We start from the raw sequence: 15,839 nt of genomic DNA, 5'->3' as shown, positions 1-15,839 counted from the left end.
AAAAAGCAATTAATTTAAGGCGTATGCAAATACGCCTTAGGCTGTTAAAAAAGAATGTAGCTTTTGATGAAAAAACGAACCGTTTCGTTTCCGCCAGGTATATACGTATTTTACAGTACTTACGGATAGATTATGGTGTCTCGCAGGACGAATTATACGGGCAAACAGATTGATACTTTGATATTGATCTGATTCATATGTTAATGCATATGTTCAAATTATTTGATGGAGGAAAAATATGAAAAGAGCCGACGATTATGAACAAAGAAGAGCTCATCTTGCGAATCTTTCAGATGAGGAATTATATGAAAGATTTTGGAATTTGGCAGATAAAGTAGTTGACCCGCTGCTGGAATTAGGAAAGAAAAATACAACCCCTTCTGTTGAAAGAAGTGTTTTGTTAAGAATGGGATTCTCAAGTCTTGAAGTTAAGCCTATTGTAGAAGGTGTTATGAACAAAGGGCTTATGGGCAAGGGTGCTGGAAACGTTGTTTGGAGATTATCTCAAAAACTGGGATGCTCAGTTCGTGAAGCAGGTTTAGAGCTTGCAAACGGAAGACATTGGGACGACGTAGAATCATTATTTTAAGGAGGGGAAGTAGATGAAGCTAGATCCTAACAAGAAGATAGATATTAAAGAATTATTGAAAGACTTAGATAAATATGAGCCTAGAAGACGCGGATGGCATTGGAGAGATAAAAGAAATGAAAAAAGGACAGTAGGAGATTTCGAATATCACGAAACATCCGAAGGCCTGAAGAATTCTGTTCCGCTGCCTGGCAGCAGAGGTTTCGGATATATAGACCCTCAGCCTGATTGCGTTATAACTACGGAAATTGCTTCAGGAAGATTTGAAGATGATATAAGAAGAATGCGTATGGCTGCATGGCACGGTGCTGATCATCTAATGGTTATCAGAACAGCAGGACAGTCACATATAGATTCACTGCTGGAAGGAACAAACCAGGGTATAGGCGGTATCATGGTAACTAGAAAGCAGGTAAGAGCAAGCAGAAAAGCATGCGATTTGATTGAAGATGAAGTAGGGCGCCCTATTAATTTCCATTCATATATTTCAGGAGTCGCAGGTCCTGATATTGCGGTTATGTTTGCTGAAGAAGGAGTTAACGGTGCACACCAGGACCCTCAGTACAATGTTCTGTACAGAAATGTAAACATGGTAAGAAGCTTTGTTGACGCATGTGAGGCAAAGAAAATAATGGCTTGGTCTGATATGCTTCAAATAGATGGAGCGCACAATGCAAATGCAACTGCTATGAAAGCATGGAAAGTAATGCCTGAATTAATGGTTCAGCATGCTATTAACTCAATATTCTCAAGAAAAGTAGGTATTAAGCCTGAAAATATAGCATTGTCTACAGTACCGCCGACTGCTCCTCCGGCACCGTGTATGAGACTGGATCTTCCGTATGCTGTGGCACTGCGTGATTTCTTCAGAGAATACAAGATGAGAGCTCAGCAAAATACGAAATATATGGAATCAGATACTCGTGAGGCGGCTGTTACTCACACGATGAACATGATGATATCAAGATTAACAAGTGCAGATATCCAGTCGACAATAACTCCTGACGAAGGAAGAAACGTTCCTTGGCATTATAACAATATTGCAGGTGTTATGACTGCAAAACAGTCTCTTACAGGTATGGACGGCTTAAGAGAAATGGTTAAGTTGGACAGAGAAGGACCGTTGGGAGATAAGGTTCGTGAACTTAAGGAGAGAGCAGTATTGTTCATGGAAGAAATCCTTGAGGTAGGCGGATTCTTTAAAGCAGTTGAACAAGGATTCTTTGTTGACAGCGGTGAGTATCCTGAAAGAAACGGAGACGGTATTGCCAGAGAAATTGAAGGCGGAATAGGATACGGCTTTGTTTATGAAAGAGATGAGGATTATTTTGCTCCAGTATCTGTTCACTATGGGTACAATAACATTCCTAAGCAATTTAAGAGCGCAAGTGAAGCAATAGGCGGAGACACATTTGAAGACCGCTCTAAAATTCAATATATAGATGAGCTGGATGAAAATGACAATGTTAATGTAAGACTTAAAGAAGTTGAAAAATACTATGATACAAATCTTGTTAAACCTGAAGTTGAATGGAGAGCTGATGGAACTGTGCTTCTTTCTATATTCCTGCCTTTGGATGAAAGGACGGCTGAGTTTGCTGCAATGAAGTGTGGAGAAAAAATGGGACTTGAAGATGTAACTGTTGTACACAAGCAATGCATGCATCCTTCAGAAGGAACATATTGCGAAGTTAAAGGAAGAGTAAACTTCGATATAGATATAAATGAACTTGTAATTCCGGAAAAACCTGAAGTGCTTTCAGAGCAGGAAATAAGAGATGACATTCAGGAAAAACCGATGTTTATAGTTGCTGCAACAGTCGGAGAAGATGAGCATTCCGTAGGTTTGAAGGAAACTCTCGATATCAAGCACGGTGGAATTGAGAAATTTGGAATCAAGTATGAATATCTTGGAACATCATGCCCGGTTGAGAAACTTGTGGATGCCGCAATAGAAACTAATGCTGATGCAATATTGTTAAGTACAATAATAACTCATGACGATGTTCACATTAAGAACATGAAGAAGATTCATGACTTGTGCATAGAAAAAGGTATCAGAGAAAAAGTTATGATAATTTGCGGAGGAACTCAGGTAACAAATGAAATAGCTTTGGAAGCCGGACTTGATGCAGGATTTGGAAGAGGAACACACGGTATAGATGTTGCAAGTTTCTTAGTAAAAAGAAGAAGGGAAATGAATTAAATTGAAAGTTGATGTATTGGTAGCTGAAATAGGCAGCACCACTACAGTAGTCAACGCATTCAATGGAATAGGCATTGACCCTGTCTTTATAGGACAGGGTCAGGCACCTACATCCGTCCTGGAGGGAGATGTAACGGTCGGGCTTAAAGGAGCTATTGATTCCTTAACCAGAAATCTGCAAGCGGATGAAATAACATGGGATGATATGTTGGCTACAAGCAGTGCTGCAGGCGGATTAAAAATGACAGTACACGGCCTGGTATATGACATGACTGTCAGAGCGGCAAAGGAAGCCGCGCTTGGAGCCGGAGGAATTATAAAAATGATTACCTCAGGTAGAATGAGAAGGACGGATCTTAAAAAAATACAGGAAATTATGCCTAATATTATTCTTGTCGCCGGGGGAGTGGATTACGGTGAAAGAGAAACGGCGCTTCATAATCTGGAGAAGATTCTTTCGATGAATTTAAACATTCCTATAATATATGCAGGAAATGTTGAGAATCAGGATGAAGTTAGACTTATGTGCGAGGAAGCCGGAAATCAGGTTTATATTGTTGAAAATGTATATCCTAAAATAGATACGCTTGTAGTTGAACCTACAAGAAAAATAATTCAAGATGCTTTTGAAGAGCATATTATTCATGCTCCGGGAATGTCGAAAGTTAGAGATCTTGTTAAAGGTCCTATAATTCCTACACCGGGAGCTGTAATGGAAGCAGCCAAAGTATTGAAGGATAACTTGGGAGATTTGGTTGTGTTTGATGTGGGTGGAGCAACGACGGATGTCCATTCTGTAACTGCAGGGAGTGAAGAGGTCAATTCGATTTTAATCAGTCCCGAACCGGAAGCAAAGCGTACAGTGGAGGGAGATTTAGGTGTATTTGTCAATGTTAGCCACGTTGTCGAAAAAATAGGAATTGACAAGCTGAGACAAGAATTTCCTAACTGTGATGAAATTTTAGAAAGATACAAGCCAATACCAGAGACAGACAGAGAAAAGCAGTTTGTTGAAAGACTGACTCTTGAAGCTGTTTTAACTTCACTGGAAAGACATGCAGGGCATTTGAGATATTTTTATACGGCATCTGGTAAAAAGACTGTTGCTGAGGGAAAAGATCTTACGGTAATAAAATATGTAATTGGTACCGGCGGAGCTCTAACAAGGTTACCGAATAAAAAGAAAATACTGGAGAAGGTAAAAAATCACAGCAAGGAGCAGGAACTATATCCTAAACAGACAGCAAAAATATTAATAGACGAAGATTATATACTGTCATCTTTAGGAGTACTTGCAAAAAGTTATCCCAAGGATGCCTTGAGATTAATGAAAAAAAGCTTAAGAATAGGAGAATGATATGTATCCCAGATTGGTAATAGATTTAAAAAAATTGAAAAATAATCTGGATAAAACTATTGAATTGGTAAAAGGTTCAGGCTGTTCTCTCATGATAGTGACAAAAGTTTATTGTGCAGATATGGAGATATACAAAATGCTGGAGGAATCAAAAATTGATTACTTCGCCGATTCAAGAATCCAAAATCTGAAAAAATATGAAGGAACAAAAAAAGGAAGAGTGCTTTTAAGACTTCCCATGATGTCCGAAGCAGAAGAAACAGTTCGTTATTCTGATATCTCTTTGAATTCAGAAATTGAAACAATCAAAAGATTAAATGAAGCAGCAGCTGAACAGAATAAAAAACATAAGATACTTCTGATGATAGATTTGGGAGATTTAAGAGAAGGAATTTTCTATAAAAATGAAGACGAAATTTACAATGCGGTTGAGGAAATACTTAAGCTGAAAAATATTGAGCTTTACGGCGTTGGTGTTAATCTTACATGCTACGGTGCAGTAATACCTCAAAAGGAAAACTTGTCTATATTGGTTGAAACGTCAGATAAAATAGAGAAAAAGTTTGGAATAAGGCTTCAGATGATTTCAGGAGGAAACTCAAGTTCGGTTCATCTGATAGGAAAAAATGAGCTTCCGGAAGGAATTAATAATTTGAGAGTGGGAGAGGCATTCGCTCTGGGAGATGAAACCGCGTACAGCCAAATGCTGGACGGTTTCTATGACGATGCTTTTACATTGGAAGCGGAAATAATTGAATTGAAGGAAAAGCAATCAGTCCCTATCGGAGAGATAGGTGTGGATGCATTTGGAAACAAGCCTTTTTACGAAGATCTTGGAGTAATCAAGAGAGCCATAATAGCAGTAGGAAGACAGGACGTTGATCCTGACAACCTGCATCCTATAGACTCTAAAATATCCGTACTGGGTGCAAGCTCTGACCATTTGCTTTTAAATGTAAACGAATCTGATAGAAATTACAAGGTCGGAGATATAATTAAATTCAAACTAAGCTACTCAAGCCTTTTAAGAGCGGCTACAAGCAGCGCATATGTGGATAGAGTCTATATAAGATAGTTTCAAAGCCTTAGATATAAATAAACAGCTTCCATAATTTTCAGGAGGCTGTTTGTTTATATCTTTTTGTATTTATTGTCGCACTTCTTCAATAGATTTAGCAATGCTGTGCGTTATTGGTTTCCATTCTATTTTCTTGCATAGAGCTACTATTGAAATAGGAATATATGTGAAAATAAATATTGGAAATGTAAACATATATTTAACCTTGTTCCATGGAGTTGAATTTATGTTTTTCCATTCTGAAACTGTTGTAATTAACCCCAATACAAATAGAACTGAATAAGAATTAATTACGGACATCATAATTGCTCCTGATGTTTCCTGAATTATTTCCGGATATATTTCAATATTAATTAAACCAACAGTAAGAAATATCAGATTTATACTTACGTTCAGCAGAGACAGAAATAATGCCGGGCATATAGTTACAAACATATCGTAGCAGTAAAAGCTTCTTTTAGTAAAAATGTTCTTAAGCAGTTCAAGACCATACCGTGCAAAAACCTGGTAAAAACCTTTTGCCCATCTAAGTCTCTGATTCCATGACTGTTCAAACAAATAAGGCTGTTCATCGTACAGCACTGCATTTCCGCAATAGCCTATCTGTTCACCATGAATGGCGCTGTCGATAGAAAATTCTATGTCTTCGGTTAGCAAGTGGTGCTTCCAACCATTATTCTTTCTTATAATTTCATCTGATACCATAAATCCTGTTCCCGAAATTGCACATCCTGTATTCAGTATCATTCTCGAATTATTTAAGTACTTTGCTTCTCTCAAAAACCATAACGAATATCCTGCTGAAAGCCAGTTGGTGTCATAATTTTTGGAGTTTCTGTAGCTTGTTACTATTTTATATCCGTTATCAAATACCTTGTTCATTTCAGAAATATATTTTTCATCAAGCAGATTGTCTGCATCAAAAATAAAATATGCGTCATATTTTTCATCGCTGTTCAATATCCTTTTAAATGCATAATCTAAGGCATATCCCTTTCCAACAAGTTGTCTGTTAAACCTTTCAAACACAGTTGCACCTGAATTTTTGGCAACTTCTGCAGTATTATCGGTGCAGTTATCTGCAACGACGTAAACATCTACAAGCGAGGACGGATAATCCTGCTTTTTAAGGCTTTTTAATAATTGACCTATAACAGCACTTTCATTCCTAGCTGCAATAATAACAGCATATCTGTTATTATTTTCAGCATACATTATTTTACTTTTTCTGAATAGACCTACAAATACATAAAATAATTGATAAAAATAAAATCCTGTTAATATTATAAATATAGTTAAGTTAAATATGCTTATAAACGATAACAATGTAATACCTCCATTTTTTTTACCCTTTTCGTTTTGTAAGTATAGCATTTCCACGAATTAAATCAATTAAGGAATTCTTAAAATTCGCTTAATTTAAAGGACTGAGCTATTTAAAATACAAATATCTGAAAGTGAAGGTATTAATTATTATTTGAAAAATATATATTTTTATGCTATTTATTAATTCCTTAATATACCATAAAATTATTTTTAAAAAACTGCTAGATTAATTTAGCTAAAAGTTCGATGCGCTACATTTAATATAGCGCTGATACACAAAATCGATTGACTATTGTTATCGAATATCTTATACTATTTATATATAATAATTAATTGGGAGTGATTTACAATAATGGACGATGACGGTATAAGTCGGGTCGTAATATTTATTTTTCTGATACTGGCATCTGCAATTCTTTCCGCTGCAGAAACAGCATTCATTAACTTTAACCGGACTAGAATGAAAAATTTATACAGCATGAATTCTAAGAAGGCGGCATTGGTTTTGAAATTGGATGAAAATTACGAAGAAACGATGTCGACAATTCTTATTATTAACAATATTACAAATATTACGGCAACATCTATAGCAGTATTTACTTTATCTAGTTATTTTAACAATTATGGAATAGCTTTGGCTACAATAACCACAATTTTGTTAATTTTGATATTTGGAGAGCTGCTGCCTAAAGTATTGGCCAAAATTGCACCTGAAAAATTTGCTATATTTTCAGCTCCTGCAATACAGGCTTTGGCATTTGTCTGCATTCCGATAAATTTTCTGTTGTTTTCATTTAAAAAAGGATTCGTCAGGATTTTTGGAACAGAAAGCCTTCCGTCTGTTACAGAGGATGAGCTTAAGACTATGATTGATGAAGTAGAAAATGAAGGTGTTATAAATAAAAGTGAAAGTGACTTAATTAGATCTGCAATTGAGTTTAACGAAACTGTTGTGGAGGATATTTATACACCGAGAATTGATATCGCAGGTATTGAGGAAAAAGAAAACCTTGACGATATTAAGGAAAAATTTCTGTTGAGCGGTTACTCAAGATTACCTGTATTTAGAGGAGATATTGATAATATTGTTGGAGTATTGCACGAAAAAGACTTTTATCAGGCTCTGAACAGGAAGGAAAAAGATATTAAAGGGCTTGTTTCCAAAATATTGTTTGTTACGCCCAACAAAAAAATTTCAGAGCTGTTGAAAGAACTTCAAATTGCAAAAGCACATATGGCAATAGTAATTGATGAATATGGAGGAACAGAGGGCCTTGTTACAATGGAGGACATAATTGAAGAGCTTGTGGGAGAAATATGGGATGAGCATGACGAGGTAATAGAATGGTTCAAAAAGATTGATGACGACAAGTTCCTTATTTCATGCAATGCAGACATTGAAGACATGTTTGATTTGTTTGGACTTGAAGCTGATGATGAGATGGATGTTACGACAGTGAATGGATTTATTACAACACTCTTCGAAGAAATTCCAGAGGTTGGGGGCAGAATTGCATATAAAAATTTGGATATTACCGTAACAAAGGCTGAAGCAAAAAGAGTCCTGGAAATACAGGTTGAAAAAATAAAAAATGAAGCACATACCATTGTTCAATAATTAAGATATATTTATTAGAAACAAGCATATTATTTAGTATGTTTGTTTTTTTGTGCCTTAAATTGCAGGGTGATGACTTATTAACAAAGAAGCATATACATGGAGAGGGTTGAATATGGGGAAAATATGGATTAGCTTGATAGGACTTGGCATACTGTTTTCATTTTTGAACGGGAGTCCTCAAACAGTTACAAATGTTTTATTTTATGACTTGGAAAAATCAGTTGAGATTATATTAAGTTTACTGCCTGTTATGGCTTTTTGGACAGGGTTAATGGCAATAGTTGAAAAATCAGGAATTTTAAGCAGGGTTTCGACAGCAATTAAACCTATAGTCGGATTTTTGTTTAAAGAGGTTCAAAATAATACAAAAGCAGTTAATGCAATTATTATGACATTAGCAGCAAATATGCTTGGTATCGGTAATTCTGCTACTGCATTCGGCATAAAGGCAATGCATGAAATGCAGCTTCATAACAGAGATAAAAGCACAGCAAATAATGCAATGTGTATGTTTTTAATAATTAACGTATCGTCCGTTCAGCTTATTCCTATAAATATAATAAAATTAAGGGCGGATTCGGGAGCGGCCTTTCCGGGAGATGTAATGGTACCTACTATTGTTGCAACAGCTTTTTCAACAGCGGTTGCAGTTGCTGCCGCAAAATATTACGAAGGGAGGGATTTCAGATGAGCGCATCAGATATACTGCTTTCGTCGGTAATTGGAGGAATATTAATTTACGGAATGATAAAAAATGTGGATATTTACGGCGTTTTTGTTGAAGGGGCACTGGAAGGTGCAAAATCTGCAGTGAAAATTTTTCCATATATACTGGCTGTTGTTTTTGCAATCAATTTATTTATACATTCCGGAGCAGAAGCTTTTATTGTGGGAATTCTTTCTCCCTTAACTTCTATGATTGGGTTTCCCCCGGAAATCTTATCGCTGTCAATAGTAAAACCCCTTTCCGGAGGCGGATCACTGGGTGTATTTAAAACAATACTCGATATTTACGGTCCGGACTCATACATAGGAAGAACCGCATCGGTGTTAATGGGATCATCAGAGACGATTTTTTATACTGTTGCAGTATATTTTGGAGCTGTAGGAATTAAAAACGTAAGGTATACAATAAAAGTTGGCTTAATAGCTCATTGTGCATCAATTTTTGCTGCGCTGGCAGTATGCAAATTAATGTTTTAAAATAGTAAGTTAAACTGTTTTTTGTGAATCAGGCTTTAGCTATGATTTATGCAAGTTAATTACTTAGTATATCGCGGAAGCTCCTGCCAAAATACAAAGACTCCCAGAAATAAAAATATATCACCTATACTTATTGATTTAGGAAAAGGGTAGGGAGAAGCAAGAGTTATAACGTCACACAGCATTTTAAACTTTGTATCTTCGGTTAGAAGTGAATGTATCAGATCCTGACCTGTTCCAAGGTATAACCTGTTAGCATCTGCATTAGCCAGCAAATCGGAAACAAGCACAGGCATTTTGAAATCATTCGATGCTATTGCAATAAAGTTGAGAAGTGTACCTATAAGCAAAAGCTTCATGAATGTTTTTTTGAAGTTTAGTGTTGAAACGATTATCAGCGCAAGGTATATAAGCCAGTTCAGGCTCAAAATCCTAAGCAGGTTGTTATGGCTGAAATTTCCGTATAAATATTCAGCAGTAATTTCTATTACGGCCACTGCTATCAGTATTTTATATCCTTTAATTTCTAATTTAATATCTGTGAAATTAATTTTTCTGTTTCTTATAATCAGGATGAATATGGACAGTATTGAAAAAAATATGATTTCAGGAAGCATAGTACACCTATTCTGTTACCTTGTAATATGTGGTTCTCAGAGCTATTATTGCGTCGTCAACTATGTCGGGATTGAATTGTGTACCCGAATTCAGCTTTATTTCACTTAATGCAGCCTCTAGGCTCAGAGATTTTCTGTAAGGTCTGTTGGTTGTCATGGCATCAAAGGAATCAGCAATAGTGAGTATTGAGGTTTCAAGAGGTATGCTGTCATGACACAGACCGTCAGGATAGCCCTTTCCGTCATTTCTTTCATGATGATGACGAATAATATCTGAAATATTTGACAGATAACTTAAGTCGGCAATTATAGTAGCACCTATTTCAGGGTGAGATTTTATTGTTTCAAATTCATCCCGCTCCAGTTTGCCGGTCTTATTTAATATATTTTTATCTATTCCGATTTTACCTATATCGTGCAGCAAAGCGGCACTTTTTATCAAATCAATTTTGCTTTGAGGGAGTCCGATTTGCTTTGCAACTGCTTCGGAGTATGCGCTCACTCTTAACGAGTGTCCGCTGGTGTACGGGTCGTTTGCTTCAATAGCTCGTACCAAAACATTCATTGTTTCAAAATAGTTTTTGCGCATATCTATATAAAGCTTAAAAGTATACCTTGCCAGCAAAAGTGGAATGAAGAATAACAGCAGACCGCCGATACCGTAGCTGTTGTACGCAAATGCAAGTATTATGCCTAACAATCCAACTAAAAGCACATTTATCATCATGGAAAAGAAATTGTTTCTCCATATGTAAATAAATTTCTCATTTAATAATATTGACATTAAAGCTGACATAAAAAGGGTGTTCAGTAATATATATACTGATAATGCTGCAGCTCCTGCGACAGGATTATAAAAATCAAAACCTACATTTATAATATTATTTAAGTATACATATGCCATTCCAGCCATGCCTGAACATATCATAAGTTGGCTTGTGTTAAATATAGTTTTATATATAGGGTTGTTTAAAATATGGACTCTCCCTACGCCATCCTTATATGGAAATCTAAAAGCGACACCTATGGCGGATATTATTGAAGCCAATAGGGGATTTGTCAATATTATGGCAGAATAATACAGTGCAAAGCTTACGGAAATTGCGCCAACTTTAGGAAGCAATATAAAAAATGTTTCCGCAATAATTGATAATGCGGAAAATACTATGAGCAGGGAATAGTCATTTATAGCATATACTCTAGAAAGGTGCAACATAAGAACAAAAGCCGTAATAGCCAGTATGAAAATATATAAAAATAAATTTGTGCTTATTTTTTCTTTTTTAGGTATTTTATTGTCTGCAATATTTTTCATTTTCATTCCTCATATAATGAAGGGCTGACATGTTAAATTGCTGTTAAGCCCAAGTAAAGCTTGCGCCTGCAGCTAGTACCAATGCTACTATTGAAGATATTATAGGCATTAATTTTTTCATGTGTGAACCCCTCCTACAGAGAATCTCTGCTCTGTTCGCTAGTAGAACAGGAAGGTTTCGCTACGCTAGTTTTTTGTTTCTATTTTTTGTTTAGTCAGCCCGATCATTCTTTTATAAATAAACAGATTTTTCTGTTTATAGCATTAAGGGTAGCTTTTATTGTGGAATCGACCTTATTGTTATTAACAATTGCAGATCCTATCAGTGTGTTCTCTCTTCCACGCTCTATATGGGTAACGGAAGAAAGCATTACATCCATGCCTGCTATACGGGCGGCTTGTATATCATCAACTATGAAGCAGTCTAAATCAATTGCTTTTTTTATAGCGTTCAAAGTCGCCTGAGCCGCAACCATGAGGGTATTTTTTTCAGATTTTATTCCTTCTGCTTCTCCTATGTATTGTTTTTCATCCCATGAAAATTTAATGGAAATTTTTATTCTTTCCGAATTTGTCTCATTTGTATAACCTTCGTAAATCAGCCTGAAATCAGAGCTAATAGAAATGTTCTTATTAACTTGAGCAACACTTATAATCTTGTAATCTACATCCAAATTAAAATGAGACAGTAGAGCAGTTCTTATGTCCCGCACAATTTGTTTAGAGTGTCGGCTGCTGTCAGACAGGACATGTATTTCAGTTATATTATTATTAGAGTCGGTAATAATTTTACATGATAGAACAGATTTGATATTGGCGAGAAAATATTCTATTTCTTCGAAATCCATATTAGTCCTCCAAAACGTTATACTATCTTGATTATAATACAACATTCCCTATAATTCAACACAAAGTTAACAATAATTATTATATTTTTTAATAATTTTCAATAAATACAAAAAAATACATTTGCAGGCAGACCACAAACGTATTTTTTTGTATTATATTAATATTCATTAAAATATCTTATTAACCCAGTATATATTGCCCAAGCTGTTTTTTCCTGATATTCATCGGAAACCAGCTTCTTTTCTTCAGAAGGGTTTGATAAAAAACCGCATTCTATCAGCAGTACAGGAGGTTTCGTTTCGTCCATTATTTTTATGTTTTTTTTCACCTGAGGAACTCTTTTATTATTTTTATCAAGAATATTTTTTAATGAATCTTGCATTATTTCTGCGGCAATTTTTCCCGGCATGCTGTTTTTTTGATAAAAAACATGGGCGCCGTAATATTGTTTTTGCGGGAAGGAATTTAGATGTATGGAAATTGTCAAATCTGCTTCGGTTTCATTTATCATTTTTACCCTGTTTGTCAAATCTTCATTTTTCTTTTCTCTGATAGTTTTGGATTTTAGCGAATAGAGTCCTTCATCTTCATACCTGGTCATTTCTACATCGAATCCGCTTCCTTCAAGGAAAGCCATAAGCTTTTCAGATATTGCAAGAGTCAGGGGGGCTTCGCCAATTCCCATGTCACCGCTTGCTCCCTGATCGATACCTCCGTGTCCGGGGTCAATAAGAACCTTGAGCTTTTTTACCTGTTCTCTATCCGTTGCATCAATTGTCTCTGTTGTTTTGTTTATATCGGAAAATAATGACATCAGCATTACAATCATTAATGCTATCGCAAATATTATATTTACTCTTTTAAAAATATTTTCCATTGCTACCTCCAAAGCCTTTCTTATATAAGATTATGAGGGGCTGTCAACAATAATTACAAAATACTGCTTTATATAGTTGAAATTTTAATCGTGCGGCAGCAGGGCAGAAAACAGTAATATTTAATAGGAATTAATTAATCCAAAAGAGAATAAATATGTAATTTCTGATATTGTAAATCACAGCGCGGGATTGACAGATTACATATATGGCAGTAAACTGTAAAGAAATTTAAATAACAATTTTTAGGAGACATGACATGCACAAAAATAAATTAGTAGTTGTAGGAGTGGGACATGTCGGTTCATATGTTTTGGCAGATGCTATGAAAACCGGACTGTTCGCTGAAATAGGAGTAATTGATATTTTAGAGAATGTAGCTTATGGCGAGGCATTGGATCAAGCCCAGGCTACAGCATTGACTTATATGAACAACGTAAATGTTACAAATGGAGAATATGAACAATGTGCTGATGCAGATGTGATTATCGTAGCTGCAGGTCCAAGCATAATACCTGATCCAAATGATCCAAAAGGTGAACCAGACCGTACCTTATTGACAAAAACAAACTGTGAAGTTATTCGCGGTGTAATGAAAGGTATTACAAAATATACTAAAGATGCTGTTATTATTTTTATTACTAATCCATTGGATACTATGGTTTATATTGCCGAAAACGAATTTGGATATCCGAAAGGGCGTATTTTTGGTACAGGAACCATGCTTGATTCTGCCAGACTACGCAAAATAGTTGCTGATAATTACAATATTGATCCGAAATCTGTTACAGGATTTATGATGGGAGAACACGGCAGGACAGCTTTTCCTGTTATGAGCCATGTATATATCAGCGGGATTCCTTTATCTGAAGCAGATACTTTCCTAGAAGGAAAGAAAGATATACAAAATCCCGATGTGGTTAAAAAATTGACTGTAAGCGCTGCATATGAAGTGTTTAACGGCAAAGGCTGGACAAATGCAGGAGTCGCACAGTCGGCAGTTACAATGGCAAGGGCAGTGCTGTTAGACGAAAAAAGTATTTACCCTGCATCAACTACATTGCGTGGTCAATACGGTCATGACAAAGATGTGGCGCTGAGCATGCCATGTATTATAGGGCGTGAAGGTGTTTTGAAGCAGATACCTGTAAAGTTAAATGAATGGGAAACAAAAAAATTAGAAGAAACAATAGCGTATATCCAAGAAACCATGGTTGATGCAAAAACAGGTCCTAAATTTTCTAAGAGATAATATTTAAAATAAAAATCAAAGTTTTAGATACAGAGTATTTGAAACTTTGATTTTTATTGTTTGCTACAAAAACGATGATATATAATAATTGTGGCAAACATTATCATTTAGCGGTATAATAAAAATAAATGCTTGTTAGAAAGCATTGTAACAATAACATTTTAAGAGGTGAATTATGAAGTTAACTGATCAATATAAGGCTGCAAAGTATAAATTCCAAGGTAACGGTCCAAGAAGTATCGATATATTAAAGGAAGCCTTAAACAGTATACAAGAAGATAGGTTTGCCGATTTATACGGCAAAGGCGAAATTATTGAAGAATTTGAAAAGAAATTTGCTGGAATACTTGGAAAAGAATCAGCTGTTTTTATGCCAAGCGGTACGATGGCACAACAGATTGCTCTTAGGATCTACGCAGACGATAAAAACAACAAGAAAGTTGCATATCATCCTCTCTCACATTTGGAATTGCATGAGCAAGATGCAATAAAGATTTTGCATGGTTTGGAAACTGTTCTTTTGGGTGAAACAAACCGACTGTTTACCATAAAAGATTTAATGTCTGTTAAGGAGAATGTTGGGACTTTGTTAATTGAACTACCTCAGAGAGAAATAGGAGGATATCTGCCGGCTCTTAATGAATTGGAAGAAATTATAGAATACGCAAGGTCTAAAAATATGTACATCCATCTTGACGGTGCCAGATTATTTGAATCGCTTCCATACTATGAAAAATCTCCGGCTGAAATATCAGCGTATTTTGACAGCGTGTATATTTCCTTTTACAAGGGTATAGGTGCTGTTGCAGGAGCTGTTTTAGCTGGGGAAAAAGAGTTTATTAACAAAGCTAAAATCTGGAAACGCAGGCATGGAGGGGATTTAATAAGTCTCTATCCGTATATCATTGCTGCTGATTATTATTATGAAAAAAGAAAAGATATGATGAGTAAATTTCATGAAGAAGCTATAGAACTGGCAAAGTATTTCAATGATTTGCCATCTGTTCGTACGACACCTGAAATACCGATGACTAATATGTTTCATGTGCATGCTGATTTCAGCAGTGATCAACTGGAGAAAATAGTTTCAAAAATATTTAGCGAATTTGATGTTTCAATAGCCGGAGGTATTAAAAAAATAGATGAAAAAACATCAAAATTCGAAATATCAATTGGTGAAGAGTTTTCGAAAATTCCTAAGGAATTGTTAAAACAAGTATTTGACAGGTTTAATGAATACATAAAAGTAAGAAGCTATCTCTTTCATTGACATTTAAATCCTGTTGATTTATAATTATTTCATAAATAAATGAAAATGTACTTTGTTGGTAACTTTTGTTTTAATAGGGAAAACAGTAAAAGCTGTTACAGCCCCCGCTACTGTGAAAGGTGATAAGGCTCATTGCCACTGTGAAAATGGGAAGGCGAGCGTTAAATGATCCGAAAGTCAGGAAACCTGCCAAATTAGTTTTTTATGGATTGTCGGGAGGACTGTCTGAAATATGTGTGTAACCGCCTTCCGTTCAGGAGGGTTTTTTGTTTGTCCAAATA

Annotated in this window: 14 protein-coding genes and 1 riboswitch; of the genes, 9 read left to right on the top strand and 5 right to left on the bottom strand. The window is 35.6% G+C overall.

From position 1 onward, the window contains the following. Positions 1–238: 238 nt before the first annotated feature. The 4 genes from ACS3UD_RS07930 to orr are packed head-to-tail and all read left to right on the top strand — an operon-like array spanning position 239 to position 5,227. Positions 239–589 (top strand): ornithine aminomutase subunit alpha, encoded by a 351-nt coding sequence (locus ACS3UD_RS07930; protein ID WP_308136993.1) that lies wholly within the window; start codon positions 239–241, stop codon positions 587–589. 13 nt (positions 590–602) lie between these two features. Further along, positions 603–2,795, top strand: coding sequence for a D-ornithine 4,5-aminomutase subunit OraE (oraE, locus tag ACS3UD_RS07925; protein WP_308136994.1), 2,193 nt, complete (start codon positions 603–605; stop codon positions 2,793–2,795). A 1-nt stretch (position 2,796) separates the two neighbouring features. Further along, the gene (locus tag ACS3UD_RS07920) at positions 2,797–4,152 is read left to right on the top strand and encodes a GlmL-related ornithine degradation protein (RefSeq protein ID WP_308136995.1); all 1,356 of its coding nucleotides are present in this window, start codon (positions 2,797–2,799) and stop codon (positions 4,150–4,152) included. Between the two features lies 1 nt (position 4,153). Beyond that, positions 4,154–5,227: an ornithine racemase Orr gene (gene orr / locus ACS3UD_RS07915; protein WP_308136996.1), complete on the top strand. Its 1,074-nt coding sequence runs from the start codon at positions 4,154–4,156 to the stop codon at positions 5,225–5,227. Positions 5,228–5,299: 72 nt separating this feature from the next. On the opposite strand, the gene ACS3UD_RS07910 is transcribed toward orr, so the two are convergent. After that, positions 5,300–6,562, bottom strand: coding sequence for a glycosyltransferase family 2 protein (locus ACS3UD_RS07910; RefSeq protein WP_374049912.1), 1,263 nt, complete (start codon positions 6,560–6,562; stop codon positions 5,300–5,302). A gap of 346 nt (positions 6,563–6,908) precedes the next feature. On the opposite strand from ACS3UD_RS07910, the gene ACS3UD_RS07905 reads away from it, so the two are divergent. The 3 genes from ACS3UD_RS07905 to ACS3UD_RS07895 all read left to right on the top strand — a co-directional run bounded on the left by ACS3UD_RS07905 (position 6,909) and on the right by ACS3UD_RS07895 (position 9,380). After that, positions 6,909–8,174 carry a hemolysin family protein gene (locus ACS3UD_RS07905; protein ID WP_308136998.1) on the top strand — a complete coding sequence of 422 codons (1,266 nt, stop codon included), beginning with the start codon at positions 6,909–6,911 and terminating at the stop codon, positions 8,172–8,174. Between the two features lie 115 nt (positions 8,175–8,289). Beyond that, positions 8,290–8,868, top strand: coding sequence for a nucleoside recognition domain-containing protein (locus tag ACS3UD_RS07900; protein WP_308136999.1), 579 nt, complete (start codon positions 8,290–8,292; stop codon positions 8,866–8,868). Continuing rightward, complete coding sequence (locus ACS3UD_RS07895) at positions 8,865–9,380, top strand: spore maturation protein (protein WP_308137000.1); 516 nt, start codon at positions 8,865–8,867, stop codon at positions 9,378–9,380. The genes ACS3UD_RS07900 and ACS3UD_RS07895 overlap by 4 nt, the downstream gene beginning before the upstream one ends. A 59-nt stretch (positions 9,381–9,439) precedes the next feature. Here ACS3UD_RS07895 and ACS3UD_RS07890 read toward each other — a convergent pair whose 3' ends face one another. The 4 genes from ACS3UD_RS07890 to ACS3UD_RS07875 all read right to left on the bottom strand — a co-directional run bounded on the left by ACS3UD_RS07890 (position 9,440) and on the right by ACS3UD_RS07875 (position 13,038). Beyond that, positions 9,440–9,997, bottom strand: a complete 558-nt coding sequence (locus tag ACS3UD_RS07890) for a DUF5317 domain-containing protein (RefSeq protein WP_308137001.1) — start codon at positions 9,995–9,997, stop codon at positions 9,440–9,442. A 7-nt stretch (positions 9,998–10,004) separates the two neighbouring features. Further along, positions 10,005–11,312 (bottom strand): HD-GYP domain-containing protein, encoded by a 1,308-nt coding sequence (locus tag ACS3UD_RS07885; protein WP_308137002.1) that lies wholly within the window; start codon positions 11,310–11,312, stop codon positions 10,005–10,007. Between the two features lie 224 nt (positions 11,313–11,536). Further along, entirely contained in the window at positions 11,537–12,160 is a 624-nt protein-coding gene (locus ACS3UD_RS07880) for a hypothetical protein (protein ID WP_213926939.1), read from the bottom strand. 158 nt (positions 12,161–12,318) lie between these two features. Then, positions 12,319–13,038, bottom strand: coding sequence for an N-acetylmuramoyl-L-alanine amidase (locus ACS3UD_RS07875; protein WP_308137003.1), 720 nt, complete (start codon positions 13,036–13,038; stop codon positions 12,319–12,321). Between the two features lie 257 nt (positions 13,039–13,295). Here ACS3UD_RS07875 and ACS3UD_RS07870 point away from each other — a divergent pair, with 257 nt between their 5' ends. Both ACS3UD_RS07870 and ACS3UD_RS07865 read left to right on the top strand, forming a co-directional pair. Then, entirely contained in the window at positions 13,296–14,288 is a 993-nt protein-coding gene (locus ACS3UD_RS07870; protein WP_308137004.1) for a lactate/malate family dehydrogenase, read from the top strand. Positions 14,289–14,463: 175 nt separating this feature from the next. Then, the gene (locus ACS3UD_RS07865) at positions 14,464–15,558 is read left to right on the top strand and encodes a threonine aldolase family protein (protein WP_308137005.1); all 1,095 of its coding nucleotides are present in this window, start codon (positions 14,464–14,466) and stop codon (positions 15,556–15,558) included. A gap of 39 nt (positions 15,559–15,597) precedes the next feature. Next, positions 15,598–15,766, top strand: a riboswitch (cobalamin riboswitch). Positions 15,767–15,839: the final 73 nt, after the last annotated feature.

Origin of the sequence: Sedimentibacter sp. LTW-03 (assembly GCF_052059825.1) — a bacterium.
GTDB lineage: Bacteria > Bacillota > Clostridia > Tissierellales > Sedimentibacteraceae > Sedimentibacter.
Note: the sequence above shows the minus strand (reverse complement) of the source record. Positions and strands in the feature narration are given on the sequence as shown.

Excerpts from the sequence above, each read along its gene's own strand:
- ACS3UD_RS07880 (WP_213926939.1), bottom strand. The coding sequence starts at position 12,160 with ATGGATTTCGAAGAAATAGAATATTTTCTCGCCAATATCAAATCTGTT.
- ACS3UD_RS07890 (WP_308137001.1), bottom strand. The coding sequence starts at position 9,997 with ATGCTTCCTGAAATCATATTTTTTTCAATACTGTCCATATTCATCCTG.
- ACS3UD_RS07905 (WP_308136998.1), top strand. The coding sequence starts at position 6,909 with ATGGACGATGACGGTATAAGTCGGGTCGTAATATTTATTTTTCTGATA.
- oraE (WP_308136994.1), top strand. The coding sequence starts at position 603 with ATGAAGCTAGATCCTAACAAGAAGATAGATATTAAAGAATTATTGAAA.
- ACS3UD_RS07900 (WP_308136999.1), top strand. The coding sequence starts at position 8,290 with ATGGGGAAAATATGGATTAGCTTGATAGGACTTGGCATACTGTTTTCA.
- ACS3UD_RS07865 (WP_308137005.1), top strand. The coding sequence starts at position 14,464 with ATGAAGTTAACTGATCAATATAAGGCTGCAAAGTATAAATTCCAAGGT.
- orr (WP_308136996.1), top strand. The coding sequence starts at position 4,154 with ATGTATCCCAGATTGGTAATAGATTTAAAAAAATTGAAAAATAATCTG.
- ACS3UD_RS07885 (WP_308137002.1), bottom strand. The coding sequence starts at position 11,312 with ATGAAAAATATTGCAGACAATAAAATACCTAAAAAAGAAAAAATAAGC.
- ACS3UD_RS07930 (WP_308136993.1), top strand. The coding sequence starts at position 239 with ATGAAAAGAGCCGACGATTATGAACAAAGAAGAGCTCATCTTGCGAAT.
- ACS3UD_RS07875 (WP_308137003.1), bottom strand. The coding sequence starts at position 13,038 with ATGGAAAATATTTTTAAAAGAGTAAATATAATATTTGCGATAGCATTA.
- ACS3UD_RS07870 (WP_308137004.1), top strand. The coding sequence starts at position 13,296 with ATGCACAAAAATAAATTAGTAGTTGTAGGAGTGGGACATGTCGGTTCA.
- ACS3UD_RS07895 (WP_308137000.1), top strand. The coding sequence starts at position 8,865 with ATGAGCGCATCAGATATACTGCTTTCGTCGGTAATTGGAGGAATATTA.